We start from the raw sequence: 24,737 nt of genomic DNA, 5'->3' as shown, positions 1-24,737 counted from the left end.
CCCCGACCCCGCGACCCGCCGTCCCTCAGCCGCACGGCCCCACGGGCGGAACGTCCGCCACCACCCCCAGCATGCGCCCCCCGCCCGCCACCCGCACGCCGAGCCCGCGGACCACTCGCGCCGCCCCCCTCACAGCTCCCCGGCGACCACGCCCTTCCGGAACGCGTCCCACTCCTCAGCGGTGTACCGCAGCGCGGGGAACCCCGGATTCTTCGAGTCCCGCAGCGCGACGCCCCCACCGGGGAGGTCGGTGATCTCGATGCACCCTTCACCCCCGTTGCTGAAGGACGACTTCCGCCAGGCAGCGGCGGACAGATCGACGGCGTACAGCTCTTCCTTGTTGCGAGTCACGTCCCGCTTCCTTCCATGATTCTCTTGATCCTTGCCCGCGAGTCGTCCACGGAGAGCGCCGTGGCGACCACCCGCTCGAAGGCGTTCTCGAAGACCTTCACGTCGTCCGTGCCCTCCACGAGGGACCCGCCGCGCAGGTTCTCCAAGTGGACGATGGTCGGCCACGGGCCGGGAAAGCGGATGACCTCGAAGAGGCCGAGCATTCCGGGGTGCGGAGTCGCATGCAGGTCCATCACCTGGATCGTGACGTTGGGCAGGTCCGTTATTTCCAGCAGGTGGCGCAACTGGTCGCGCATCAGGTTGGGTTGAGATGCCGAGCGCTGGTGGAGCGCCGCTTCGTTAATGATCGCCCACAGCTTGAGGGGCGGCGCGTCCGGGCGGAAGGTAAGGATCGCCTGGCGGGTCTTGCGCACCTCCGCGAGCGCGTTGACCTCCCCGGTCGTGCGCGTGAGTGCTGTCGCAGCGATGCTCTCCCGAGCGTACGCAGCGGTCTGGAGCAGGCCGGGGATCAGGCTCGGGGTGTAGACGTGCACGCTCTCCGCATCGGACTCCAACGTGAGGTAGTCCGCATAGCTCAGCGTCACCACATCGCCGTATGTCTGCCACCACCCCTGCTTGCCAGCGTCTTTCGCCAAGTCCTCCAGGGCGTGGACGGCCTCGGCGTCCTCGATGCCGTACACCTTGAGGAGCGTGGCGACGTCTCCTGGTGGCATCCGCGCCTTCGCGTTCTCGATCCGGCTGATCTTGCTGTCGTCCCAGCCCATCGCCGAGGCCGCGGCCTCACCGCTCAGGCCAGCCTCCAGGCGGTACGCCTTCAGTGCGTTACCCAGGCGCCGCCTGCGCAGGGTTGGGACTGCTCTCACGTTCGGCATCGGGTGCTGAACACTCCTCCCCGGGTGTGCAAGGCGCGACCGTAGGTGCATTTTGACACCCCAAGGTTGCAGGGGTCGACCCCAACCCTGGGGTACCTGTCACTCTTTAGGGGGTCCAATCTTGTAACCACCTTCGCAGGATGTCACACTCGCAACCCAGGACAGGATGTCACGCTTTCTATCCTGGCCTCAGGGTCGCAAGTGTGCTTTGAACGAGCCGCGGAGGACCGCGCATGACGTCGCGCCAGAACCGCAAGACCTTCTCCTTAACGGGCAGCCCCCAGGCCCCCGCACCGCCCGATCGCAGGTGCGGCCATGGCTGAGAACCACGCGATCGACACCACCGCGGGGGATGACATCCCGCCGACCCGCACCAACGCTCTCCCCCGTGAGGCCCGGTCCGTGCCGCTCGCCTGGCACCTCGTGACGACCCTTCTCTCCGAGTGGTCACTTCCGGAACTCGCCGACGACGCCCAGCTCGTCCTGGGCGAGTTGGTCGCCAACTCCGTCGAGCACGCCCAGGGCGCATCCGTCCGGATCACCGTCACGCGCATGGGTCCCGCCCGGGTGCGGGTGGCCGTGGCGGACAGGGACCGTACGCGCCCCCGGCTCGTCACCGCGAGCCCCGACGACGAGGGCGGCCGCGGGCTCTTCCTCGTCGATGCGCTCTCCGAGCGGTGGGGCGTCGATGTCTTCCGCCGGGGGAAGCGCGTGTGGGCCGACCTCGGGGCGCCCTCATGAGCACGCCGAGACTGCCCGTCCGCCACCAGCAGCAAGGGAACTGCGTACCCGACATGACGTTTTCGCCCGAACCCCACGCCCTCCGCCGCGTCCCCGTGTGCGGCGAGCGGACCGCCCTTCCCGCCGACCTCGTCCGGCGGAGTCTCACGCTCGCGGGCTCGCACGTCCAAACCGAGGACGTCGAGGCCACGCTCCGGTGCGCCCTCCAGGCGCACACCGGCGGCGAGCACCACGCCTTCGTCACGCAACTCGACAGCACCGACGCCCGTGCGGTCTGGGCCATGTGGACCGACGGGCCCCCGACGACGGTGGAGCTTCGGGCCGACTGCGAGGCGGTCGGACCGCCGGAGCACGGCTCCCCGCTCTGCTGCGAGTTCGACGGTCACCCCGGCGCCCACACCTACGGCATCCACGACCCGTGGACGGAGCGGTAGAACTCCGCGTGGCGGGGCGGTTACCACCTGCACTGGAAGGATGTCGCACAAGTGCCGTACCCGCCCCACCCGAAGGAGCACGACCCGTGACCACAACCGACGTATCGCAGGCGTTGATCCTGGCGGGTGGGCAGGCCACCCGGATGCGGCCGTACACCGACGACGCACCCAAGGCCATGGTGCCGGTCGCCGGGGCGCCGATCGTCGGCTACCAGCTGGTGTGGCTCGCGGCGCACGGGGTGCGGGACGTGGTGATCAGCGCGGGCTACCGGCACGAGATGATCACCGACTACGTGGGCGACGGCTCGCGCTTCGGCCTCGACGTCCGCTACGCGATCGAGGACGAGCCGCTCGGGCGCGGCGGCGGGCTGAAGTTCGCCGCCCGCCAACTCGCCCGCCCCGCCCGCCCCTTCTTCGTCCTCAACGGCGATGTCATCAGCCGCTTCTCGCTGGCCGACTTCGCCGCGTACCACGACGACAACGCGGGCGCCGTGACGATCGCCCTGTCCCCCTACCGCTCCAACTGGGGCGTCGCCGACCTCGTCGACGGCAACCGAATCAAGGGCTTCACGCAATCGCCGGAGCTGCCGTACTGGATCAACGCCGGGGTGTACGTCCTCAACCCCGACGTCGTCGAGCTGCTCCCCGCCAAGGGCGACCACGAGGACACGACCTTTCCCGAACTCGCCCGCGACGGCCGCCTGATCGGCTTCCGCGTCTCGGGCTACTGGCGCGGCATCGACACCGTGAAGGACGTGATCGAGGCGTCCCGGGAGCTTCTTGCCTCGGGAGACGTGCTCGACGCCCAATTTCGCACCACCGAGTTGGAGTTGTAGACCTGCCGCAGGCGAAGGGACTACGCGCGAGGGGACACACCCTGCTGATCGCGTGCGGCTCACTCCGCTTCGACGCCGTCCGCTGCCTCCCCGCTAGGGTCGAATGCCACGACCGCCAACGATCAGGTCGTCGCCATCGGGGCCGGGGTCTCCGGGCTGACCACCGCCGTCGTGCGGAGTGAGGCTGATGGTCAGGTCGGAGTCGAGGGCGCGGGCCAGGCGGCGCAGCAGCGGCAGGGTCGGTACTGTGCCGCCTGTTTCGAGGCGGGAGATCTGCGGCTGTTTCATCCCACACCGGTCGGCCAGATCCGTCTGGGACAGCCCGAGCTCGGCGCGGCGGTCGCGAACGAGTCGGCCGAGCTCGCGGGCGAATGCCATGGGGGCGCCGTGCATGGTTCCTCCCGGGCTCAAGCAGCCGGTGAGGCGATCGTGACCGTGGGTTTGTCCCCGGCAGCGAGGTGCATGTCGACGGTGAGATCCAAGGCCCGGGCCAGGCGCATGATGACGGGGATGGGAGGCAGCTCAGTGGCGGTCTCGATGCCTTCGATCTCGTCGATGGTGGTGTGCAGGCGCTCGGCCAGATCCGCCTCGCTCAGCCCGAGTTGCCGGCGCCGGTCGTAGACGGCCTTGCCCAGCGTCATAGCCAGGCCGGCTTCTTCGTAGACGCGGTCGTACTCGGGGTCGGCGTCCAGATGTTCGCCGCTCAGCAGCCGGTGGCGGCGGGTCCTCCACTCACTGTGGTTCATCGCTCCTCCTTGAGATCGCGGCTGTAGAGGTCGTGTTCGGCTGCTGCCTGGTGCTCTGCTTCGCACAGCCGTTGAGCAGCGTGTGCGCGGTCGACTTCGGCCTGCTCGCGCATCTTGGTCTTGGGGAACGTGGTGAGCAGCACGACCCGTCGGTCGGGCGCCAGCCAGTAGGTGATGCGCTGGTGTGCGTCGCCGAGGCGGAAACGCAGCTCTCGGAGCTTGCCACCCAGGTGGCGGGAGTGTGGTTCATCGAGCGTGGTGGGTTGCTCGGCGAGCAGGTCGGCGACGCGTTCCGCCTGCTTGTAGTGCTGGGCCGGGATGTTCTCCAGCCACAACCGCACTTCCGGCTCGACCTCGATCGAGTATCGCCCACCATCCATACCATCCATGCTATATGACAGAACGCGGGCCCGCCCCCCTCACCGCTCCCGGCCGAATTCCGCGCCCGGAAATCATCCGAATACCCCCCGCCATCACATGAGCGGGGGCTTCCGCCGACCACCCGCCCGCTCACTCTCCGCTTCGAAACATTTCGGCCCGCAGAATATCTCGCACATACCCCCACCAGGGCATTTACCCGGGAATTCGCAGTGAGTAGATTTATCGGGTGAGCACGGCGCGGCATGCGCGTGGGCAACGAGACGGGAAATTCCGTGACGATGGACATGACGACTGACGTGCATGCGGCCTGGCTGCCGCCGGAGGCTTTTCGCGCGGTCGGGACGCGGCGGGTGCGGGTGGACGTCGGGGGTGGGGTGGGGGACACCGTGCGGGGGGAGGTGGAGCGGGCCTGCGGGGAGTACGGGGGGAGTGTGGGCGACGGGCAGGCGTGCGACCTCGTGCTGGAGGTCGGGGGGGATGCCGGGCAGGAAGGGTATGTGCTGGGGCGGCGGGACGGGGTCACGCGGGTCGTCGGTGGGGACGCGGCGGGGCTGCTGTACGGGTTCTTCCATGTCGTGCGGCTCGGGGAAGACGCGTTCGGGGAGGACTTCGAGACAGCGGCGCACCGGCCCGCGCTGCGGACGCGCATGCTCGACCACTGGGACAACCTCACCGTCCACCCGGTCATGGGGGCGGTGGAGCGCGGGTATTCCGGGGGGTCGATCTTCTGGCGGGACGGGGAGCCGCTGCGCGACCTGCCGCGGGTGCGGGCGTACGCGCGGCTGCTGGCGGCCACCGGGATCAACGCGGTCGCGGTCAACAACGTCAACGTGCATGCCGCCGAGACCCGGCTGCTCACCGAACGGCTCGGCGATGTCGCCGAGTTGGCGGATGTCTTCCGGCCGTACGGCATCCGGCTGCACCTGTCGGTGAATTTCGCCGCGCCTGTCGTCCTGGGCGACCTCACGACCGCCGATCCGCTGGACGAGGCGGTCGCACAGTGGTGGGCCGCGGCCGCCGACCGCGTCCACGCCGCCATCCCGGACTTCGGCGGCTTCGTCGTGAAGGCCGACTCCGAGGGGCAGCCGGGGCCGTTCGCCTACGGCCGTACGCACGCGGACGGCGCGAACATGCTGGCCGCGGCCCTCGCCCCGCACGGCAGCGAGGTGCACTGGCGGGCGTTCGTCTACAACCACCAGCAGGACTGGCGGGACCGCACGACCGACCGGGCCCGCGCCGCGTACGACCATTTCGCCCCGCAGGACGGGGAGTTCGCGGACAACGTGGTGCTCCAGGTCAAGTACGGGCCGATCGACTTCCAGACCCGCGAGCCCGTCTCGCCGGTGATCGCGGCGATGCCGCGCACCCGGCTCGCGGTGGAGCTGCAGGTCACGCAGGAGTACACCGGGCAGCAGCGGCACGTGTGCTACCTCGGCCCGATGTGGAGCGAGGTGCTGGGCTTCCGGCCGTGGGGCGACGGGGGCCGGTCCGTCGCGGATCTCGCCGCGGACCCGGCGACCGGCGGCGGGCTGGTGGCCGTCTCCAACGTCGGCGACGACCCGTACTGGACGGGGCATCCGCTCGCGCAGGCCAACCTCTACGCGTTCGGCCGCCTCGCGTGGGATCCGGGCGCGGACCCGCTGGCGCTGCTGGACGAGTGGATCGGGCTGACGTTCCTGCCGCTGCTGTCCCGCGACCGCGACCCGGAGCCGCTGCGCCGCACCCTCCACGCGATGATGGACGGCTCGTGGCGGACGTACGAGCGCTACACCGCGCCGCTCGGCGTCGGCTTCATGGTCCGGCCGGGCAACCACTACGGGCCCGACGTCGACGGCTACGAATACCAGCCGTGGGGCACCTACCACTTCGCCGACCGCGACGGCATCGGCGTGGACCGCACCCGCGCGACCGGCACCGGCTACACCGGGCAGTACCCGCAGCCCTGGTCGGACGTCTACGAGGAACTCGACAGCTGCCCCGACGAGTTGCTGCTCTTCTTTCACCATGTGCCGTACGGGCATGTGCTGCACAGTGGCGCGACCGTCGTGCAGCACATCTACGACACGCACTTCGCGGGCGCCGACGAGGCGGCGGCGATGCGGGAGCGGTGGACGGAGCTGGCGGGTACGGGACTTGTCGACGCGGCCCTCCACGCCCGGGTGCTGGAGCGGCTCGACGAGCAGGTGCGGTGCGCCGGGGAGTGGCGCGACCAGGTCAACGCGTACTTCCTGCGCAAGTCGGGGGTGCCGGACGCGCGGGGCCGCCGCATCCCGTAGGCACCCGGAACGGCCGACGCCGCCGTCCCGGCCGGGGGGCGGCGGCGTCAAGTGGCCCAGGAGCGCGGGGAGTCAGTGCTCGCGCAGCACCCGCACTCCGTGGCCGTCGAGGGTGATCGGCTCGCCCGCGGCGAAGGTATCGCCGGTCAGCAGATCGGTGCCGCCGACGACGGCCGGTGCGGTGACCGGCTGGTCGCCGTGGTTGAGCAGGAAGAGCAGCCGGGTGCCGTCGGGGGCGACTCGGGCGGCGGTCTCCAGCTGCGGCAGTCCGGGGTGGCGGGTGGCGACCCCGGCGGTGTCCAGCACCTGGCGGACGACCCGGTCGACGCCCGCCTGGTCGAGCCCCGCGGCGACGTACCAACCGTGCCCGGCGCCGTAGGAGTTGCGGGTCACGGCGGGGGTGCCCGCGTAGAAGTCGGCCTGGTAGCTGCCGATCACCTCGGCGCCCTGCGGGATGACCAGCTCGAAGACGAGCCGGGCCGCGGACTCCACCGCGTCCGGGCCGGAGCCGATCAGCACCGGGTTGGTGAAGTCCGGCTCACGCGCGTCCCATTCGTCGATGCGGATGCCCATGAGCGGGGCGAGCGGGCCGGGGACGTCGGCGAGGAAGGCGTTGTCGCTCTCGTCGACCCGCCCCGACAGGTAGCTCGCGAGCACCGAGCCGCCGCGCCGGGCGACGGCTTCGAGTCGCTCGGCCAGGTCGCCCTTGACCATGTGCAGGGCGGGGGCCACGACCACGTCGTAGCCGTCGAGTGCGGCGGTCACGGGGACCACGTCGACGTCGACACCCGCCTCCCACAGCGCTCGGTAGTAGCTCAGCACGACCTGCGGGTAGCGGACATGGCGGTTGGGGCCGTCGGAGATCTCCAGCGTCCACCAGCTGTCCCAGTCGAAGAGCAGCGCGACCTTCGCCGGGGTGCGGGCGCCCAGCGCGACCGCTCCGAAGCCTTCCAACTCGGCGCCCAGCGCGGCCACTTCGCGGAAGACCCGGGTGTCGTCGCGGCCGGCGTGGTTGATGACCGCGCCGAAGAGCTTCTCGCTCGCGCCGCGCGAGGCCCGCATCTGGAAGTAGAGGACGGCGTCGGCGCCGTGCGCGATGGCCTGCCAGCTCCACAGCCGCATGACGCCGGGCCGCTTGACGGGGTTGACGTCGCGGCACGCGGTCGTGGTCGGGGCCTGCTCCATGAGCCAGAACGGCTGGCCGCCCTTGAGGCCGCGCATCAGGTCGTGACTCAGGCCCATCCATGCCGGAGTGGTGTTCTCCGGCGGGTAGTTGTCCCAGGACGCGAAGTCCAGGTGCTCGGCCCAGCGGTGGTAGTCGATGGGCCGGTACATGCCCATGAAGTTGGTGGTGACGGGCAGGTCGGGGCTGAAGCGGCGGATCGCGGCCTTCTCGTCGCGGAAGTTGGCGAGCATCGCGTCCGACATGAAGCGCAGGTAGTCCAGGGTGATGCCCTGGAAGGCGGTGTGGTCGGGCCCGCGCCAGTGCTCGGTGAGCGCGGACGGCGGCTCGATCTCGTCCCAGTCGTAGAAGGTGTGCGACCAGAAGTCGGTATACCAGGCGGAGTTGAGCGCCGCCAGCGTCCCGTACCGCTCCCGCAGCCAGTCGCGGAAGCCCGCGGCGCACAGGTCGCAGTAGCAGGCGCCGCCGTATTCGTTGCCGATGTGCCAGGCGATGACCGAGGGGCGGTCGGCGTAGCGTTCGGCGACCCGGCCCGCCAGTTCGGCGGACAGCCGGCGGAAGGCCGGGGAGCTGGGGCAGGAGTTGTGGCGCTGGCCGAAGCGGTGCTTGCGGCCCTCGAAGTCGGTGCGGGTGACGTCGGGGTGGGCGCGGGCCAGCCATGCGGGGTGCGCACCCGTGCCGGTGGCCAGGCAGATCCGGCGGCCCTGCGCCTCGGCCTCGTCCACGGCCCGGTCCAGGACGGCGAAGTCGTAGGTGTCCTCGGCCGGTTGGGTCTTGGCCCAGACGAAGACGCCGAGGGTGACGGTGTCGATACGGGCGGCGTCGAAGAGCCGGTAGTCGTCCTTCCACACGTGCTCCGGCCACTGCTCGGGGTTGTAATCCCCGCCGAAGGGCGTGCTGGGGGTGACGGGCAGGCTCATGCGGTGAATTCCTCGCGGATGCTGTCGATCATCGGGCGGCTGTTGAGAAGCGTCGCGGCGGCGATGACCGACGCGAGCAGGAAGGGCAGCACCTGCGCGCCGGTCAGGGTCACGGCGAAGGCGGCGGCCAGCACGCACAGGTTGCCGACCGTGGCCTTGAAGCCGCGTACCAGGAAGAACGCGGCCAGCCGGGCGGTGTCGCGGGTGCGGAAGCTGAACAGCGCGCTGATCACGAGGGCGTTGACCATCCACAGCGCGGACACGGCGGCGAGGACGGCGAGCAGCCCGGTCCACCAGCCCGGCACGCCTGCCGCGTCGCGGTGGGTGAGGACGGTCGCGACGACCGCCATCGCGACCAGCCACGGCGTGAACACCTTCAGCGCGTCGGCCGCGTTGGCGCGGTAGCCGCGCCAGAAGGCGCGCGCCGGGTGCAGTTCGGTGAGGTCGCGGCTGCGCCGCTGCCACGCGTAGAGCCCGGCGGACCACGCGGGGCCCGCGGGCAGCGCGCACAGCGCGGCGAGCGGGACGTTGCTCGCGTCGCGGTCGAGCAGCCCGAGCGCGAGCAGGCCAGGGGCCACCGCGACCAGCAGCAGCACCTCGACCACCAGCAGGCTGTAGACCAGCGCGGCGGCGCGGGCCAGCGGGCCCTCGCCGAATTCCTTGCGGGCTGCGGACGCGGCGCTCATGCGAGGCCTCCTGCGTGGTCGGGCGTGGCGCTCGCACCTCGCCGCCCTGCGGTCTGGGACGCGGCGCTCATGCGAGGCCTCCGGACGGGTCGGCGGCGGGGTCGAGGCCGAGGAGCCGGCGCTCGTCCCACCACTGCGGGGTGCTGTCGGTGACCGGGGTCAGCTCCAGCAGCGTGACCTCGTGGCGGGCCAGGACGAGGTCGACCTCGACCCTCCCGCCGGCAACGGGCAGGCTGCGGTGGAAGCGGGAAGGCTCTGCGGCCTCCCGCAAAGCCGCCAGTTGCCGGCGGTCGGGCGACAGGGGGCGGCCCATCTCGGACCACGCGGCCCACGCGTTGCCGGCGTCCTCGGAGACCGAGGAGCGGTGCGCGTAGGCGGTGGCGTCCGCGGGTCCGCCGACCGGGACGGACAGCCGTACGGTGTGTCCGTCGACGACCTCGCCGAGGCCGGTGTGGTCCACGGGCGCCCAGGCCAGGACGGTGACCCGGCCGTCGCCGTGCCGGGTGACGAGGTGGTCGGCGCCGCGCGCGAGGACGTCGTCGCCCATCCGGGCCATGAAGGCGTACAGGTGGTAGGTGGGCTTCTTGATCTGCCGGTGGGTGAGCAGCCCGAAACCGCCGTGGAAGAGGGCGGTGGGGATGCCGACCTCCTCGAACATGTCGCTGAAGGTCCAGTAGGAGAAGGAGTCCACCAGCTCGCCGCCGCCCGCCAGCACCGGCGCGAGGTACGCGGCGTGCAGCGCGGTGTCGTGCACCGGGTTGTCGGGGCGGTAGGAGGAGTTGAACTCCGTGATGTGCACGGGGAGTTCCGCGAGCCTGCTGCCCACGAGCTGCTCGCGCGGCGCCGCGAACTGCTCCAGCAGCATCGAGGCGGGGCCGAGTGTCTGGTGCACCCCGAAGGGGACGTGCTGCGCGGGGCCGGTGGAGTAGGCGTGCCGGCTGACGAAGTCGCAGGGCAGGTCGCGGGATTCGATGAATTCGGCGAAGTCGGTCATCCAGTGCGGCTGGTAGCCGGGCGCCAGCGAGGGCCCGCCGACCTGGAGTCCGGCGTCGACCTCCTTGACGGCGGCGGCGCTGACCTCGTAGAGGCGGTGGTAGGCGGCCTGGTCGGCACCTTCCCAGAAGTCGGGCAGGTTGGGCTCGTTCCACACCTCGATGGGCCAGGTGCGCACCTCGTCGAGGCCGTAGCGGTCGACGAGGTGCGCGACCGTGCCGCGTACCAGGTCCGCCCACTCGCGCCAGTCGCGCGGCGGGGTGACGTTGCCCTTCCACCAGAAGACCGTCTGCTCGCCGGACGCCAACCCCTGCGGCATGAAGCCGAGTTCGACGAAGGGCCTGATGCCCAGGTCCAGGTAGGCGTCGACGACCTGGTCGACGTAGGTGAAGGAGTGCCGTACGTGCCGCGCCCCGGCGTGCTCGTACGGGCGGTGGACGCCGGTCTGGTCGCTCAGCAGGCCGTGGCCCCTGATGTGCCGGAAGCCGATGTCCTGCTGGACGAGGGCGAGCGAGTCCTGGTAGTCGCGCCGCAGGGCGAGGTCGAACCGGCCGGTCCCGACGCAGAAGCGCCACGCGTCCGTCAGGTGTCCTGAAGGCTGGTCGGGTACTGAGATCCGCACAGTGGTGGTCCTTTACGAGGGTGCGATCGTGCGTCGGTGCCGGCCGGTCCGGTGGGAGAATCCCCGCCTGACGGCAAATCAGGGATGCGTCAGCTCTTGTCGGAGCCGTTCTTCTTGCTCTTGTAGCGGTCGTAGGCGCCGTTCACGAGGCTCAGGTACTGGTCGCCGTTCTTGCCCTTGAGCTCGGTCTTGAACTTGTCCCACTCGCTGAGCGGGCGCTCGCCGAGGATGAACTTGAGGGTCTGCTGCGTGACGTAGTCCTTCAGCGGCGCCTCGTAGAGCGAGAACTGCTCCTGCTCCTCGGAGTTGAGCGGGTGCGGCGGCGGCACGGGCAGCGTCTTGCGGGCGGTCATGATCTTCTGGAATTCCTTCTCCTCGTCGGAGAAGACGGACTCCAGCAGCTGGGTGCTGCCGCCGTAGGCGAAGTTGCCGTTGGCGAAGCCGAAGTCGACGTTCAGCTTCTTGGTCGCCGTCGGGTTCAGGCCGATGTAGTCGACGTCCTTGGTGAGCTTGAAGTTGCCGGCCGCGTCCCTGGTGTACGTGACGCCCTCGACGCCCCACTTGGAGAAGACCTGGCCCTCGTCGGAGTAGAACAGCCAGTCCACGAACTGCATGATCGCGACGAAGTCCTTGGAGTCGCGCGCCTTCTTGGAGATCATCAGGCCGTTCTCCAGGCGCAGGCCCACCTTCACGTCGCCCGCGGGGCCGGTCGGCACCGGCATCTTGGTGACCTTGGCGGCCGGTACCGCCTTGGCCAGGCCCGGACGGTAGGTGTTGACGAGCTCCTGCGCGTTGGTGGAGATCACGAACGACTTGCCGGAGGTGAACTTCGCGTTGGCCTGGTCGTCGGTCTGCGTGAAGCTCTCCGGGTCGAGCAGCTTCTCCTTCACCAGCTTCGCGGTGAACTCCAGCATCGCCTTGTACTGGTCCATCGCGCCGGTCAGCACGAACTTGTCCGAGGCGGTGTCGTACGTGACGTTCTGGTAGCCCCAGCCGCCGCCGTAACCGGCGCCGAAGGCCTGGCCGAAGGTCTGCAGCATGGCGCCGCCCGGGGTGGGCTGGCTCCAGCGGTCCGACATCGGGTAGCCGTCGGGGTGCGCGGCCTTCATGGCCTTCAGGACGTTGTAGAGGTCGTCGAGCGTCTTGGGCATCTGCAGGCCCAGCTCGTCCAGGATGTCGGTGCGGATAGCGAAGGTGTAGTCGATCCAGACGTCCTCGTGCAGGCCCGGCAGCACGTAGTACTTGCCGTCGTCCTGGACGACGGTGTCGACGTCGCCCTGGAGGTTCCACTTCTTGATCTTGTCCTGGTAGTTGGGCATCAGGTCGACGTAGTCGCTGACCGGCAGGATGGCGCCGGAGGAGACGAAGGTCGCCTCCTGGCCCGGGTAGGTCTTGGGGATCAGGAAGGGGGCGTCACCGGCGCCGATGATGACGCTGCGCTTGTTCTCGTAGTCGCTCAGCGGGACGACGGTCGGCTTGAGCGTGACGTTGGTGCGCTTGGCAAGTTCCGTCCAGAAGAGCCAGTTGCTCTTCTCGGGGTAGCCGGGGTTGTCGTTGAGCAGGGTGGTGAGGGTGAAGGGCTTGGTCGCCTTGAACTGGTCGCCGACGCCGAACTTGTCCATGGCGTCGGCTCTGTTCTTCGACAGGTCCGCGCCCTTCTTGTCGTCGCCGCCGTCGCTGCTGCAGGCGCTCAGGCCGAGCGTCGCCGCGCCGAGCGTGGCGCCCAGCGAGATGAGCATCGACCGCCGGGAGATGTTGTTCATGGGGGACTCCATTCCCGCGTGGCGCGGGAGTTCGGGGTAGGGGGTGGTACGGGACGGGTGGGGCACGGGATTTCCGGACGGGCCGCGGTCGCGGCCCGCGGCGGCGCTCCTCGGGGGTCAGCCCTTGACGGCGCCGAGCGTGACTCCGGAGACGAAGTAGCGCTGGACGAAGGGGTAGACGGCCAGGATCGGGAGGGTGGTCAGGACGATCGTCACGGCCTGGATGTTGGCGCCGATCGCGGTCGCGTCCGCCTCCGAGAAGCCCACGGAGGTGCCGCCCGTCGCACCGGCGATCATGTTGCGCAGGTAGACGGTGACCGGCATGAGGTCGGAGTGGTCCATGTAGAGGAAGGCCGTGAACCACGAGTTCCAGAAGGACACCGCGTAGAAGAGCACCATCGTGGCCAGTACCGCCTTGGACAGCGGGAGCACGACGCGCCACAGGATGCCGTACGTGTTCAGGCCGTCGATCGCGGCGGCCTCCTCCAACTCCACCGGCAGGCCCTCGAAGAAGGCCTTCATCACCAGCAGGTTGAACACGCTGATCGCGTTGGGCAGCGCGATCGCCCACACGCTGTTCTTCAGCCCGAGCGTGGTGACCAGGACGTAGTTCGGGATCAGGCCGCCGGTGAAGAACATCGTGAAGACCGCGATGCCGACCAGCACCCCGCGGCCGCGCAGGTCCTTCTTCGACAGCACGTACGCGTAGCAGGTGGTGAGCACCATCGCGACGACCGTTGCGGCGACGGTGTAGACGACCGTGTTGCGGTAGTCCGTCCAGAACAGCGAGTTGGTCATCACGGCCTTGTAGGTCGTGACGTTGAAGCCGCGCGGCCACAGGTTGACCTTGCCCGACCGGATGTAGCCGTCGTCGCTGAAGGAGCGGGCCACGATGTTGACCACCGGGTAGAGCGTCACCACGACGACCCCGAGCAGGATCAGCGTGTTGACCACCTGGAAGACCCGGTAGCCGCGGCTGGTGCGGATCCCGGCCGGCCGCATCGTCGGCCGGTCGTCGGTGGCGGTTGTGTCCAGGGCTACCACAGGCTCGTCCCCACTGTGCGACGCGAAATCCGGTTGGCCGTGACGATCAGCACCAGCCCGATCACGGACTCGAACAGCCCGATCGCGGCGGCGTAGCTGAAGTTGTTGGAGACGACGCCCATCCGGTACAGGTACGTGGAGATGACATCCGCCGTCGGGTACGTCAGCGGGTTGTAGAGGAGCAGGATCTTCTCGAAGCCGACCGCCATGAACGTGCCGATGTTGAGGATCAGCAGCGTGACCATCGTGGGCCGGATGCCCGGCAGCGTGACGTGCCAGGTCTGCTTCCAGCGGTTGGCGCCGTCGATCCGCGCGGCCTCGTAGAGGTTGTCGTCGATCGAGGTGAGCGCGGCCAGGTAGAGGATCGTGCCCCAGCCGACCGTCTGCCACAGCTCGGACGACACGTAGATCGAGCGGAACCAGCCGGGCTCCTGGATGAACAGGATCTGCTTGTGCCCGAAGTGCTTGATCGCCTGGTTGACCGGGCCGTCCGCGGCCAGGAACTGCATGACCACACCGGCCACGATGACCGTGGACAGGAAGTGCGGCAGGTAGGAGATCGACTGCACGAGCCTCTTGAACCTGCGGCTGCGCACCTCGTTCAGCAGCAGCGCCAGGATGATCGGCATCGGGAAGGCGAAGACCAGCGTCAGCACGCCCATGTACAGGGTGTTCCAGAAGACGTCCCAGAACTGCGGGTCGTGCCAGAAGAGCTTGAAGTAGCGCCAGCCGACCCACTCGTCGCCGAACATGCTGCCGCCGGGGTGATACCGCCGGAAGGCGATGACATTCCCGAGCATCGGCAGATACCGGAAGATCGCGAAGAACAGCAGCGGCAGTACCGCGAGTGAATACAGCTGCCAGTCGCGGCGCAGCGACTGCCGCCAGGACCGTTTTGCCCCCTTGGCAGGCTTACCGCCTTTGGGGCGGGTCCGGGCGGATTTCCGCCCGCCCGCGCCAGAGGCTTCGGACGGCAGGTCCACCGTCCCCATCGTGCTCATCGTCGGGCCTCCGTGCGGTGGATGGGCGACGCACGCCCACGTCGGCTGGCGCTGGTTCGGCCATGCGCAGGACCGGGCCGACCTCCAGGAGGCGGCAGGAAAAGAGCGGGCGGAGTCGAAACTTTCGAAATTCTTGCTTAATGTGTCGGGCAGCCTAAGGACGTGGCAGAACGGGTGTCAATAGGTGGGACAGCAGCTTTTGAGCCTGGTCTGACCCCACCCAGTGCCGTATATTCGCCATCTGCCCACCCCATGGGCACAGCTTGTTTCAGTAGATGTGTCGAAACTTTCGACACCCCGCAGCTAGGGCACCTCCGTGACCAGTACCGATCCAGCAGGCGGGCAGCGGGCCGCGACGATCGCCACCATCGCCGACGAGGTGGGCGTCTCGGTGGCGACCGTCTCCAAGGTCCTCAACGGACGCGCCGACGTCGCCAACGAGACCCGGGCGCGGGTGGAGGCCAGCCTCGAACGCCACCGCTACCGGCGCAGAACGCGCAGGACGAGCGACCCGACCAGCCAAGTCCACCTGGTCTTCCACGAGTTCGACTCGGCGTGGGCGATGGAGATCATCCGCGGCGTGGAGGAGGCGGTCGCCGCCGCCGGGGTCGAACTGGTGCTCACCCAGCTCGGCGGGGTGCACCGCCCGCAGGACACCTGGCTGGACCTGATCGTCGGCCGCCGGCCGCTCGGCGTCCTCCTCGTGCAGTGCGGGCTCAGCGAGGCCCAGCAGGAGAAGCTGCGCCGCCAGCGCGTCCCCTTCGTCGCCGTCGACACCGACAGCGCGACCCCCGCCGCCGTCCCCACCGTCGGCTCCAACAACTGGAACGGCGGCCTCATCGCCGCCCGCCACCTGCTCGAACTCGGCCACCGCCGGATCGCCGTCATCGCGGGTCCCGAGGACCTGCTGTGCAGCCGCGCCCGCGTCGCCGGCTTCGGCAGCGCCCACGACGAGGCAGGCCTCGCCATGGACCCCGGCCTCGTCCGGCACGGCAACTTCTACCTCGACGCCGGATACGAGCACGGCATGGAGCTGCTCCAGCTCCCCGACCCGCCCACCGCGATCTTCGCCGGATCCGACGCCCAGGCCATGGGAGTCCTGCGCGCCGCACGGCAGTTGGGGCTTCGGCTGCCCGGCGACCTGTCCGTCGTCGGCTACGACAACCTGCCGGTCGCCGCCTGGATGGAGCCCGCGCTCACCACCGTCCACCAGCCGCTGCACGACATGGCGGGCACGGCCACCCGCATGCTGCTGGACCTCGCGGCGGGCGTGGACGTCGCCACCAAGCGCATCGACCTGGGCACGGAGCTGGTCGTCCGGGAGAGCACGGCGCCGCCGAGACCCGCGCCCTGAGCGCCCCCTGCCCGCGCGGCGCCGCGCCGCCACCCCGACCCGTACCCCCGACCCCGCACGCTGGAGGACCCCGTGGCCCTGTTCGACCTACCGATCGCCGAGCTGCGGACGTACGCGCCCGACGTGCGCGAGCCCGACGACTTCGACGCGTTCTGGGCCGCCACCCTCAAGCAGTCCGACACCGCGCCCGTCCTCCTCGACGTCCGCCGCGAGGACACGAGCCTCAGCCTCGTCGAGACCTTCGACGTCACCTTCGCGGGCTTCGGCGGCCACCCCGTACGCGGCTGGTTCACCCGCCCCGCGGGCGTCTCCACGCCGCTGCCCGCGGTCGTCGAATACCTCGGGTACGGGCGCGGCCGCGGCCTCCCGCACGAGCGCCTGACCTGGGCGAACGCCGGATACGCGCATCTGCTCATGGACAGTCGCGGCCAGGGCGACCTCTACGGCAACGGCGGCGACACCCCCGACCCCGGCGCCGGCCCCCTCGGCGGCCCCGGCGTCGTCGTCCGCGGCATCCTCGACCCGCACGACTACTACTACCGCCGCCTCGTCACCGACGCGGTACGCGCGGTCGCGGCGGTACGGGCGCTGCCCGGCGTCGACCCGGCGCGCGTCGCCGCGGTCGGCAACAGCCAGGGCGGCGGCCTCGCCCTCGCGGTCGCCGGCCTCGTCCCCGACCTCGCGGCCGTCATGGTCGCCGCGCCCTTCCTCTGCCACGTCCAGCGCGCGATCGACATCACCGACGCGGAGCCGTACGGCGAGGTCGTCCGCTACCTCGCCGTCCACCGCGAGGCGGAGGAGCGCGTCCGGACGACGCTGTCCTACCTCGACGGCGTCAACTTCGCCCGCCGCGCGTCCGCGCCGCTGCACGTCGGCGTGGGCCTGCGGGACACGGTGTGCCCGCCGAGCACGGTGTTCGCGGCGTACAACCACTACGGCGCGGGTGCCGCCGCCGCGGGGGCCGCGGGGGTGGAACGGGAGGTCCACGTCTACCCGTTCAACCACCACGAAGGCGGTGAGGCGTTGCACGCCGCCCGCCAACTGGCGTGGCTCCGCGCCCGGATGGCGCCCTGACCTCGCTGCTGCGCAGGGCGCTGAGCGTTTTTAGGGGCGCGGGGAACTGCGCGAGCAACCACCCGCCGGCCGGTGGTCCGGATCGGACCGTACTGCCCCTTCGGATCGGTGACTACCCGCGCCCCGGTGGGGGCTGGCCGCGCAGTTCCCCGCGCCCCTGAAGAGGCGCCCCGCGCGGCAGCGCAAACGCCCACCCCCCGGGTGAAAATGGCCTCATGACGATGATCCACGGGGAAGCCGCCGCCCAATTCGGCGGCGTCAAGGCCGCGTTCGAGGAGAACTTCACCCAGCGCGGCGACACCGGCGCCGCCTTGTGCGTGTACGTGGACGGGAAGCCCGTCGTCGACGTGTGGGGCGGCCTCGCCGACCCCGCGGCGAACCGCCCGTGGGAGCGCGACACGCTCCAGCTCGTGTACTCCGCGACGAAGGGCGCGGTCGCGACCGCCGCCCATATGCTCGCCGAGCGGGGCGAGTTGGACCTCGACGCGCCCGTCGCCCGCTACTGGCCGGAGTTCGCCGCGCAGGGCAAGGGCGGGATCCCGGTGCGCTGGCTGCTCTCGCACCGCGCCGGGCTGGTCGCCCTGGACGAGCCCGTACCGCTCGCCGACGCGCTCGCCTGGACGCCGATGGTCGACGCGCTCGCCGCGCAGCGGCCGCAGTGGACGCCGGGGACGGCGCACGGCTACCACGGGCGGACGTTCGGATGGCTGGTCGGCGAGGTGATACGCCGGGTGTCGGGGCGTACCCCGGGGCGGTTCCTCGCCGAGGAGATCGCGGCCCCGCTCGGCGGCCTGGACCTCTTCATCGGCCTGCCGCCCGCCGAGCGCGCGCGGGTGAGCGTCATGTCGTACCCCGAACCGGAGGTCGACCTCGCGTCGCTGCCGCCCGAGTCGCTGCCCGCGGAGATCCGCGCCGCGGTGGCGCTGTGGTCGGATCCGCGGTCGCTGGCGAACCGGGCGTTCGCGGTGACGGACCCGGCGGACGTGGACTTCGGGTCGCCGCAGGTGCAGGCCGCCGAGGTCCCGTCGTCCAACGGCATCTGCACCGCCCGCGCGCTGGCGCGGATGTACGCGGCGCTGGTCGGCGAGGTCGACGGGGTACGGCTGCTGTCGCGGGAGACGGTGGCGGCGGCGACCGCGGAGCAGTCGGCGGGCCCCGACCTGGTCATGGGCCTCCCGAGCCGCTTCGGTTCCGGCTTCATGCTGCCGACCCTGCTCATGCCGCTGACCGGCCCCGCCGCCTTCGGCCACCAGGGGCGGGGCGGTTCGCTGGCCTTCGCCGACCCCGAGCGGGGGCTGGCGTTCTGCTACGTCGTGAACACCATCGTGGAGCGCGCCGACGACCGGCGCGCCGCGACACTCGTCAACGCGGTGCGGGCGGCGCTCACTTAGGCCCCGAGGCGCTCAGGATCCGAGGCGCTACGTCCTGCGTGCGGCCGTGGCCCACAGATCGGCGTTGCCGGCGATCAGGACACGGCCGCCCGCGAGGGTGACGGCGGTGGTCGGCGGGTTCTCGGAGCAGCCGAGGCCGCCGCGCCGCCACTTCGCGGTGTCGGGGGTGCCGTCGCCGATCCACACCGAACCGCAGTACACCGAGCGGGTGTCGGGGTCCGTCTTGCGCTGGGCCGCGGTGCCGACGAGCACCAGGCGGCCGTTGCCGTCGACGGTCGCGGTGACGATCTCGCCGTCGCCCATCGCCGCGCTGTCGACCCGCGTCCAGTGCAGGCCGTCGACGCTGGTGAGGACGAACGGGAGCGAGTCGTAGACCTCCCCCTTCGCCGCGCGGCCGCCCACCGCGTACCAACGGCCCTGCGAGCGCAGGACGTTGCGGATCACCGTGCCCGGCGGGGTGCCGGTGACCTGGCCGGCCGTCCAGTGCGTACCGGAGTCGGAGCTGTACCAGAACGGCAGCGTGCCGTCGGGCGTGTGGTAGTCGTACGCGTTGCTCGCCGTCAGGCCGACGGCGACGACCTGGGTGCCGTCCACGGCGAACCCGCCTACGGGCGTGGGCGGTTGCAGACCGTTCACCGTCGGCAGGTGGACCCGGTGGACGGTGCGGCCCGCGTCGTCGGACGCGAGGACGTACGGCGTCTCGACCTGGTCGACGTACTCCCCGCCGCCGATCAGCAGCCGGTCGCCCACCTTGGCGGCGGTGTTGACCGAGGCGTCGTCGGAGGTCTCCTCCTCGGGACGCAGGCGGAAGGTCAACGGCAGCTCGGCCAGCGACGTCTGCTCGCCGTCGGGCGTCTGGAGGGTGAGGCGGGCGCCGACGCCGAGGAGCGCGCCGCCGGTCCACGGCACGACGACGTCCGCGGCGAGTCCGCCGCCGATCCAGCCGGTGCGCATCGAGTACGGCTTGTCGTTCTCCTCGTCCTCGGCGGGCCGCGGGGTGATCGCGAAGGACGTACAGCCCTTGGAGCCTGCCCAGTTGACGTTCACATAGTGGTAGCCGTTGGCGTACGTGCCGATGCCGAGCGCGCAGTCGCCCAGCGGGACGAGCTGCCGCAGCCCCTCGCCGGGCGCGACGTACGCCTTGGTGGTGCCGTAGCCCTGCGCCGCGTACTCGACGGCGTTCGCGTACCGGGTGAAGCCGAGCTTCGTCGCGCTCGTGTCCCCGCCGCCCGCTCCGTGCTCGCTGCCGCAGCCCGCCAGCACCAGCACCGCGCACGCCGCGAGACCCGCGACGACCGCGAGCCGCCCCCCTCGTGGTGTCATACCGCCCACGCTAGCCGAGAGCTCCCGGGACGGCCCCCGGGTTAGCCTTCCTGTCATGATCAGCTCCTACACACCGGCCGCGGACGCCGAGATCGCGGCAGCCGCCGCCAAGGCCGGCGCGGACGTCGTACGCGCGATGTACGGGACACGGCTGGACCGGGTCGACAAGGGCGGCGGCGACTTCGCGACCTCCGCGGACATCGAGGCCGAGAAGACGATCCTGGGCGTCATCCGCGCCGCCCGCCCCGACGACGCGTTCCTCGGCGAGGAGGGCGGGCGGCAGGGCGGCGCGGCCGGCACGGGGCGCGAGTGGCTGGTCGACCCGCTGTGCGGCACCCTCAACTACGCGGCCGGCACGATGCTGGTGGGCGTCAACGTCGCGCTGCGCGGCGGCCCCGCGGCCGTCGCCGACCCCTTCTCCGGCGAGGTCCTGTGCACGGACGGCGCCACGGCCTGGCTCCGTGAGGAAGGCGCCGCGACCTCCCCCCTCTCCCCGTCCGCCGCGAACCGCCTGGTCGACGTCAACCTCGACCCGCTGGCCCGCGGCCCGTACGGCTTCCGCGCCCTCGACATGCTGGCCGCCCCCGCCTTCGACGAGCACTTCCGCACCCGGGTCGGCTCCACGTCCCTCGCCCTCGCCTGGGTCGCCGCGGGCCGCCGCGCCGCGTACGTCACGGACGGCGGCGACGTCGCGTCCAGCGTCCACTTCGCCGCGGGCATCGCCCTCTGCCGCGCCGCCGGCTGCACCGTCACCGCTCTCGACGGCTCGCCCCTCACCTCCACCACCCGCGGCCTCCTCGCGGCGGCGGACGCCTCCACGCACGCGCGGCTCCTGTCGATCATCGCCGCCACCCGCTGAACCCCGCGGCCGCGCGGGCCCGTCCGCCGGACGCCCCGCGCGGCCGCCACCTGCGACGACCGGCCGCGGACCGGCTGGCTAGGGTCGACGGTATGACGACACCCCTCGCCGGCAGCGCCTTCGACTCGCTCCGTCTCGACGCCGTGCCCGACCAGGAGGCGCTGCGCCGGGCGTACGCGCTCCCGAGCGACGCGGCCGTGCGCAAGCAGATGACCGAACTCACCGCGCAGACGCGGCGGTTGATCGGCTGCGCCTCCCTCGTCCTGGTCGCCAGCGCGGACGCCGACGGCAACTGCGACGTCTCGCCGCGCGGCGGCCCTCCCGGCTTCGTCTCCGTCCTGGACGACCGGACGCTGGCGATACCCGACGCGACGGGCAACAAGCGCCTGGACTCCCTCCAGAACGTCGTCGCCACCGGCCGCGCCGGCCTCCTCTTCGTCATCCCCGGCCGCACCACCACCCTGCGGGTGAACGGCCGCGCCGTCGTCTCCACCCGCCCCGACCTCCTCTCCCAACTCACCCCCGTGGGCAAGCCCCCGGCCAGCGCCCTCGTCCTCGGAATCGAGGAGGTCTACCCCCACTGCCCCAAGTCCCTCCTCCGCAGCGGCGCCTGGAAGCCCGACCAGTGGCTCCCCGCCGACGCCCAGCCCACCTCCGCCGAAGTGACCCTGGCCCAACTGCGCATGCCGGAGCTGACGATCGCCGACATCGAGCGCTCCGAGGCGGAGTCGCTCAAGTACCGCTACGAGTAGGGCACTCCACCCGGCCCGGCATCGTCCACGCCCCACCCGTGGACGGAGAAGGGCTCGCCCTTGAGCCAGTGCCCGATCCCGAGCGCGTTGTACGGGACGGTGTTCCCCGGCAGGTCATCGGCTTGGTGCCAGGACAGGCCCGCACACTTGTGCGGCTCCATGTTCCGTGGCTCGCCCCGCCATCCCCGGGCGGTGAAGAACCAGCCGACCCGGGGCTCCTCTTCGGGATTGCGGAAGTGCATGACGTGCACGACCCGCAACGCGTCCCGCCCGACGACGATGCCGATCTCCTCCCACGCCTCCCGGATTACGGCGGCGTACACGTCCTCCCCGTCGTCCACCTTCCCCGACGGAAGGTTGAGCATCCCGTCGGCGTAGCCGGTGCCCTGCCGTTCGGCAAGGCACACGGCACCGTCGCGCTCGCGCTGCAGGATGAGCATCACGTCGTTCACGGGGCGTTGCGGGGCCACTTCGTCCTCCGACCGATGAGGCGTTGCCGGCAGGGGACTCTAGCCGGATCAGGTGGCGAGCAGCCCCATGTCCCCAACGCGCTCCCCGGCCCACCGGACACGCTCGGCCAGCATCGGGCCGGCGCCCGAAAGCAGCGGGGCCTCACCCGTCCGAGCGAAACTGGGCCGGGTTTGCCGTGGTCAGTGGCGGGGGCGGGGCGGAGGGCGTGGTGGGGGCGGGGGTTGAGCGGCGATACTGAGAGTCGCAGGAGTATGACGGTCGGTGACGGACATGAGGGGGAGCGGTGGTCGAGGTGGGGGTGGTGGTCGCGGCGGTCGTCGCGGGGGTGGCGGCTGGGTTTTCGGAGGTGGTCCAGCGGGGGGTGCGGGTCGTGGGGCGCAGGGTGTTCGCCTGGGTGGGGCGGGGCACCGCAGCCGGCGCGGAGGAGTCGGCCACCGGTCCGGGGGTGGAGGGGGCCGGGCGCGGGGGGCAGCACACCGTTGTCGCGCACGAGATCAAGGGCGTCGTGCTGGGCGACAACGCCCGTCAGAGCAACCACTTCCACTGACCGGTGACGGACAAGGGCTCCGGCGGGGACGGCCCCCGCTACACGGTTCATGCCAGGACGATCAAGAACCCCGTGTTCGGGGACGACGCCGACCAGCGCAATCAGCTCCCGGCCAAGGCGAAGGGCAGCGCCGTCCTGGTGGCCGCGGCCGCGCTCGCCGTGCTCGCCGCCGCGGTGGTGGCGGCCGTCGTCCTCCTCGGCGGCAGCCACGCCTCCGTGGGCTCCGCTCCACCCGCCCCGTCCGGGCTCCCGGGGCCGCCGCCCGCGGTGTCGTCGAGCGCGCCGGCTCCCACGCCGAGCCACCCGGCGGGCCGTTCGCCGGACGCCGTGACGTCCGCGCCCCGGCCCACGGTGCGCGCGACAAGGCCCCCCGCCTCGTCCGTGCCGGGCACGGCCCCCGCGGCTCCCGCGCCCGAGCCGTCACCGCCCTGCCCGCCGCGGAAGGAGTACCGCGTGACGAACAAGGCCCAGCTCAAGAACGCCGCGGGGGAGCACATCGGCGACGTCGCCTCGGGCACCCTCTTCTTCCGGGAGGAGAGCGCGACGTACCCCACTCCCGTCTACGACCGCTACTACGGCACCGTCGATCAGGCCCTCTCCGGGAGCGCGACCGGCTACGTCCTGCGCAAGAAGCTCGACTACGTCGGCACCGTCGCGTACTGCGGCGGTGCCGACGGCTGACCGGCGCGGGCCCGAACCGCGGTGCCTCAAGGGGCCGTTGACACGTGCGGCGCCCGCGCCTGCGGGGAGGCGGCGGCGCGGATCGCCGGGTGGGCCGTGGTCAGGGCTGCCAGGGCGGCGAGCCACAGCGTGGAGACCCAGACGAGGGTGTGGGCGCCCAGCGCGGAGAGGAGGAAGCCGCCCGCCAGGGTGCCGGCGGAGAGGGCGCCGGTCGTCAGCGTCGAGACCGCGGCGGACGCGCGGCCGCGCAACGCGTCCGGGGTGACGGACAGTTGGTGGGTGGTCATGGCCACCAGGTAGACGGGGGCCGCCACGGACTCCGCCGCGGCGACGGCCGCGAGGGCGAGGGGGCCGGGCGCGAGGGCGTACAGGGGGAACATCAGCGCCTCGGACCACAGCATCACCGCCGCGATCCGGCCGAGCGGGAAGCGGCGGACGGCGTACCGGGAGACGAGCGCGCCGGCCATCGTGCCCGCCGCGGCGCCGCTGAAGATGACGCCGATCCACAGCGGTGAGGCGCCCGCCTGCCGGGCGAGGGTCACGATGAGCAGGTACCCGGCGCCGTAGCGGATCTTGTCCGCGGCGTTGACGAGGGTGAGGAAGCGGATGACGGGGCGGCCCCACAACCACCCGAGCCCCTCGTGGATTTCGCGGGCGAGCTGGCCAACCCCCGGGCGGGACACCTTGGTTGCGGGGCGGAAGTCCGCGCGCAGGAAGCGCAGGGAGAGCGCGGACGCGGCGAAGGAGAGCGCGTTGACGGCGAACGGCACGGTCCGGCCCGCCGCGTAGAGCGCGCCCGCGAGCGGCGCGCCGAGGACGCCGACCGCACCCGACGCGGACTGCGACCAGCCGAGCGCGTCGGCCAGCCGCTGCTGGCCGACGACACCGGGCAGCGCCGCCGTGCTCGCGGCCTGGAAGAGGGTGGTGAGGACGCCGGACAGCACGGCCGTGGCGTACAGCTGCGGCATGCCGAGCGCGTCCTGCCACAGCGCGACCGCGGCGCCCGCGGTGAGCAGCGCGCGGCCGGCGTCGCACCACACCATCAGCGCGCGCCGGTCGAAGCGGTCGGCCAGCGCTCCCGCGACGAGCCCGAAGACGAGGAAGGACAGGGTGCCGAGGCCCAGGACGAGCCCGGCGCGGGTGGCCGAACCGGTGAGGGCGAGCACGACGAGCGGCAGGGCCATGCCCTGCGCCTGGTCGCCGACGGACGAGACGACCTGGCCGCTCAGCAGCAGCGAGAAATTCCGGTCCCGCAACAGGCCGGACCGACGAGGGGTGTTCACGTGGATACGCTCCGTAGTAGCTCATGGGCACAAGGGCGGTGTCGCGCTTGGTGCCGGGCTACGAAACCCGGGGCGTGGTGAACACGCGCGGATCCTCCCGTGCCGAACCGGCCTCCCGCAACCGAATTCGCGCCGGAGGCGGAACCGCACGGA

At 71.3% G+C, this 24,737-nt stretch carries 25 protein-coding genes; 11 read left to right on the top strand and 14 right to left on the bottom strand.

What is annotated here, in order from left to right; all coding sequences use genetic code 11:
- Positions 1-129 precede the first annotated feature (129 nt).
- Positions 130-351, bottom strand: coding sequence for a DUF397 domain-containing protein (locus tag ACH4SL_RS02095; RefSeq protein WP_398441382.1), 222 nt, complete (start codon positions 349-351; stop codon positions 130-132).
- Positions 348-1,223 (bottom strand): helix-turn-helix domain-containing protein, encoded by an 876-nt coding sequence (locus ACH4SL_RS02090; RefSeq protein WP_398441381.1) that lies wholly within the window; start codon positions 1,221-1,223, stop codon positions 348-350. The genes ACH4SL_RS02095 and ACH4SL_RS02090 overlap by 4 nt, the downstream gene beginning before the upstream one ends.
- Before the next feature lie 315 nt (positions 1,224-1,538).
- Between ACH4SL_RS02090 and ACH4SL_RS02085 the strand changes: the two genes are divergently transcribed.
- From ACH4SL_RS02085 to ACH4SL_RS02075, 3 genes are all read left to right on the top strand, one after another.
- Entirely contained in the window at positions 1,539-1,964 is a 426-nt protein-coding gene (locus ACH4SL_RS02085) for an ATP-binding protein (protein WP_398441380.1), read from the top strand.
- Positions 1,961-2,398: a hypothetical protein gene (locus ACH4SL_RS02080; protein ID WP_398441379.1), complete on the top strand. Its 438-nt coding sequence runs from the start codon at positions 1,961-1,963 to the stop codon at positions 2,396-2,398. The genes ACH4SL_RS02085 and ACH4SL_RS02080 overlap by 4 nt, the downstream gene beginning before the upstream one ends.
- An 86-nt stretch (positions 2,399-2,484) precedes the next feature.
- Positions 2,485-3,234 carry an NDP-sugar synthase gene (locus ACH4SL_RS02075; protein WP_398441378.1) on the top strand — a complete coding sequence of 250 codons (750 nt, stop codon included), beginning with the start codon at positions 2,485-2,487 and terminating at the stop codon, positions 3,232-3,234.
- Between the two features lie 93 nt (positions 3,235-3,327).
- On the opposite strand, the gene ACH4SL_RS02070 is transcribed toward ACH4SL_RS02075, so the two are convergent.
- Genes ACH4SL_RS02070 through ACH4SL_RS02060 form a run of 3 tightly spaced genes read right to left on the bottom strand, consistent with a single transcriptional unit; the run spans position 3,328 to position 4,360 of the window.
- Positions 3,328-3,612, bottom strand: coding sequence for a helix-turn-helix domain-containing protein (locus tag ACH4SL_RS02070; RefSeq protein ID WP_398441377.1), 285 nt, complete (start codon positions 3,610-3,612; stop codon positions 3,328-3,330).
- Between the two features lie 29 nt (positions 3,613-3,641).
- Positions 3,642-3,980 (bottom strand): helix-turn-helix domain-containing protein, encoded by a 339-nt coding sequence (locus ACH4SL_RS02065; protein WP_398441376.1) that lies wholly within the window; start codon positions 3,978-3,980, stop codon positions 3,642-3,644.
- Entirely contained in the window at positions 3,977-4,360 is a 384-nt protein-coding gene (locus ACH4SL_RS02060) for a type II toxin-antitoxin system RelE/ParE family toxin (protein WP_398441374.1), read from the bottom strand. Before ACH4SL_RS02060 ends, ACH4SL_RS02065 begins: the two co-directional genes overlap by 4 nt.
- Before the next feature lie 285 nt (positions 4,361-4,645).
- Between ACH4SL_RS02060 and ACH4SL_RS02055 the strand changes: the two genes are divergently transcribed.
- Entirely contained in the window at positions 4,646-6,637 is a 1,992-nt protein-coding gene (locus ACH4SL_RS02055) for an alpha-glucuronidase (RefSeq protein WP_398441373.1), read from the top strand.
- Positions 6,638-6,709: 72 nt separating this feature from the next.
- On the opposite strand, the gene ACH4SL_RS02050 is transcribed toward ACH4SL_RS02055, so the two are convergent.
- From ACH4SL_RS02050 to ACH4SL_RS02025, 6 genes are all read right to left on the bottom strand, one after another.
- Positions 6,710-8,740: a beta-galactosidase gene (locus ACH4SL_RS02050; protein WP_398441372.1), complete on the bottom strand. Its 2,031-nt coding sequence runs from the start codon at positions 8,738-8,740 to the stop codon at positions 6,710-6,712.
- Complete coding sequence (locus ACH4SL_RS02045; protein WP_398441371.1) at positions 8,737-9,426, bottom strand: hypothetical protein; 690 nt, start codon at positions 9,424-9,426, stop codon at positions 8,737-8,739. The genes ACH4SL_RS02050 and ACH4SL_RS02045 overlap by 4 nt, the downstream gene beginning before the upstream one ends.
- A 67-nt stretch (positions 9,427-9,493) precedes the next feature.
- Positions 9,494-11,041 (bottom strand): xylan 1,4-beta-xylosidase, encoded by a 1,548-nt coding sequence (locus ACH4SL_RS02040; RefSeq protein ID WP_398441370.1) that lies wholly within the window; start codon positions 11,039-11,041, stop codon positions 9,494-9,496.
- Positions 11,042-11,130: 89 nt separating this feature from the next.
- Positions 11,131-12,804 carry an extracellular solute-binding protein gene (locus tag ACH4SL_RS02035; RefSeq protein WP_398441369.1) on the bottom strand — a complete coding sequence of 558 codons (1,674 nt, stop codon included), beginning with the start codon at positions 12,802-12,804 and terminating at the stop codon, positions 11,131-11,133.
- A gap of 117 nt (positions 12,805-12,921) precedes the next feature.
- On the bottom strand, positions 12,922-13,806 hold the full coding sequence (locus tag ACH4SL_RS02030; protein ID WP_398441878.1) for a carbohydrate ABC transporter permease: 885 nt from the start codon (positions 13,804-13,806) through the stop codon (positions 12,922-12,924).
- 35 nt (positions 13,807-13,841) lie between these two features.
- Positions 13,842-14,849 (bottom strand): ABC transporter permease, encoded by a 1,008-nt coding sequence (locus ACH4SL_RS02025; protein ID WP_398441368.1) that lies wholly within the window; start codon positions 14,847-14,849, stop codon positions 13,842-13,844.
- A 316-nt stretch (positions 14,850-15,165) separates the two neighbouring features.
- Between ACH4SL_RS02025 and ACH4SL_RS02020 the strand changes: the two genes are divergently transcribed.
- From ACH4SL_RS02020 to ACH4SL_RS02010, 3 genes are all read left to right on the top strand, one after another.
- Positions 15,166-16,203 carry a LacI family DNA-binding transcriptional regulator gene (locus ACH4SL_RS02020; protein WP_398441367.1) on the top strand — a complete coding sequence of 346 codons (1,038 nt, stop codon included), beginning with the start codon at positions 15,166-15,168 and terminating at the stop codon, positions 16,201-16,203.
- Between the two features lie 72 nt (positions 16,204-16,275).
- The gene (locus tag ACH4SL_RS02015; RefSeq protein ID WP_398441365.1) at positions 16,276-17,277 is read left to right on the top strand and encodes an acetylxylan esterase; all 1,002 of its coding nucleotides are present in this window, start codon (positions 16,276-16,278) and stop codon (positions 17,275-17,277) included.
- A gap of 215 nt (positions 17,278-17,492) precedes the next feature.
- Complete coding sequence (locus ACH4SL_RS02010) at positions 17,493-18,668, top strand: serine hydrolase domain-containing protein (RefSeq protein WP_398441364.1); 1,176 nt, start codon at positions 17,493-17,495, stop codon at positions 18,666-18,668.
- A gap of 27 nt (positions 18,669-18,695) precedes the next feature.
- On the opposite strand, the gene ACH4SL_RS02005 is transcribed toward ACH4SL_RS02010, so the two are convergent.
- Positions 18,696-19,991: a WD40/YVTN/BNR-like repeat-containing protein gene (locus ACH4SL_RS02005; protein WP_398441363.1), complete on the bottom strand. Its 1,296-nt coding sequence runs from the start codon at positions 19,989-19,991 to the stop codon at positions 18,696-18,698.
- A 55-nt stretch (positions 19,992-20,046) separates the two neighbouring features.
- Here ACH4SL_RS02005 and ACH4SL_RS02000 point away from each other — a divergent pair, with 55 nt between their 5' ends.
- Both ACH4SL_RS02000 and ACH4SL_RS01995 read left to right on the top strand, forming a co-directional pair.
- Positions 20,047-20,850, top strand: coding sequence for an inositol monophosphatase family protein (locus ACH4SL_RS02000; RefSeq protein WP_398441362.1), 804 nt, complete (start codon positions 20,047-20,049; stop codon positions 20,848-20,850).
- Between the two features lie 92 nt (positions 20,851-20,942).
- Positions 20,943-21,602: an MSMEG_1061 family FMN-dependent PPOX-type flavoprotein gene (locus tag ACH4SL_RS01995; protein WP_398441361.1), complete on the top strand. Its 660-nt coding sequence runs from the start codon at positions 20,943-20,945 to the stop codon at positions 21,600-21,602.
- Here the strand turns inward: ACH4SL_RS01995 and ACH4SL_RS01990 are convergent.
- On the bottom strand, positions 21,593-22,054 hold the full coding sequence (locus ACH4SL_RS01990; protein ID WP_398441360.1) for an NUDIX domain-containing protein: 462 nt from the start codon (positions 22,052-22,054) through the stop codon (positions 21,593-21,595). The two genes, ACH4SL_RS01995 and ACH4SL_RS01990, sit on opposite strands and share 10 nt — an antisense overlap.
- 302 nt (positions 22,055-22,356) lie before the next feature.
- On the opposite strand from ACH4SL_RS01990, the gene ACH4SL_RS01985 reads away from it, so the two are divergent.
- Positions 22,357-22,620, top strand: coding sequence for a hypothetical protein (locus tag ACH4SL_RS01985; RefSeq protein WP_398441359.1), 264 nt, complete (start codon positions 22,357-22,359; stop codon positions 22,618-22,620).
- Between the two features lie 3 nt (positions 22,621-22,623).
- Positions 22,624-23,301, top strand: a complete 678-nt coding sequence (locus tag ACH4SL_RS01980) for a hypothetical protein (protein WP_398441357.1) — start codon at positions 22,624-22,626, stop codon at positions 23,299-23,301.
- 26 nt (positions 23,302-23,327) lie between these two features.
- Here the strand turns inward: ACH4SL_RS01980 and ACH4SL_RS01975 are convergent, their stop codons facing one another.
- A complete protein-coding gene (locus ACH4SL_RS01975) occupies positions 23,328-24,584 on the bottom strand; it encodes an MFS transporter (protein ID WP_398441356.1) in 1,257 nt (418 codons plus the stop codon).
- Positions 24,585-24,737: the final 153 nt, after the last annotated feature.

The organism is Streptomyces sp. NPDC021020, assembly GCF_044333285.1.
In the GTDB taxonomy this organism is placed as follows: Bacteria; Actinomycetota; Actinomycetes; order Streptomycetales; family Streptomycetaceae; genus Actinacidiphila.
This window is presented reverse-complemented; position numbering and strand designations above follow the sequence as displayed.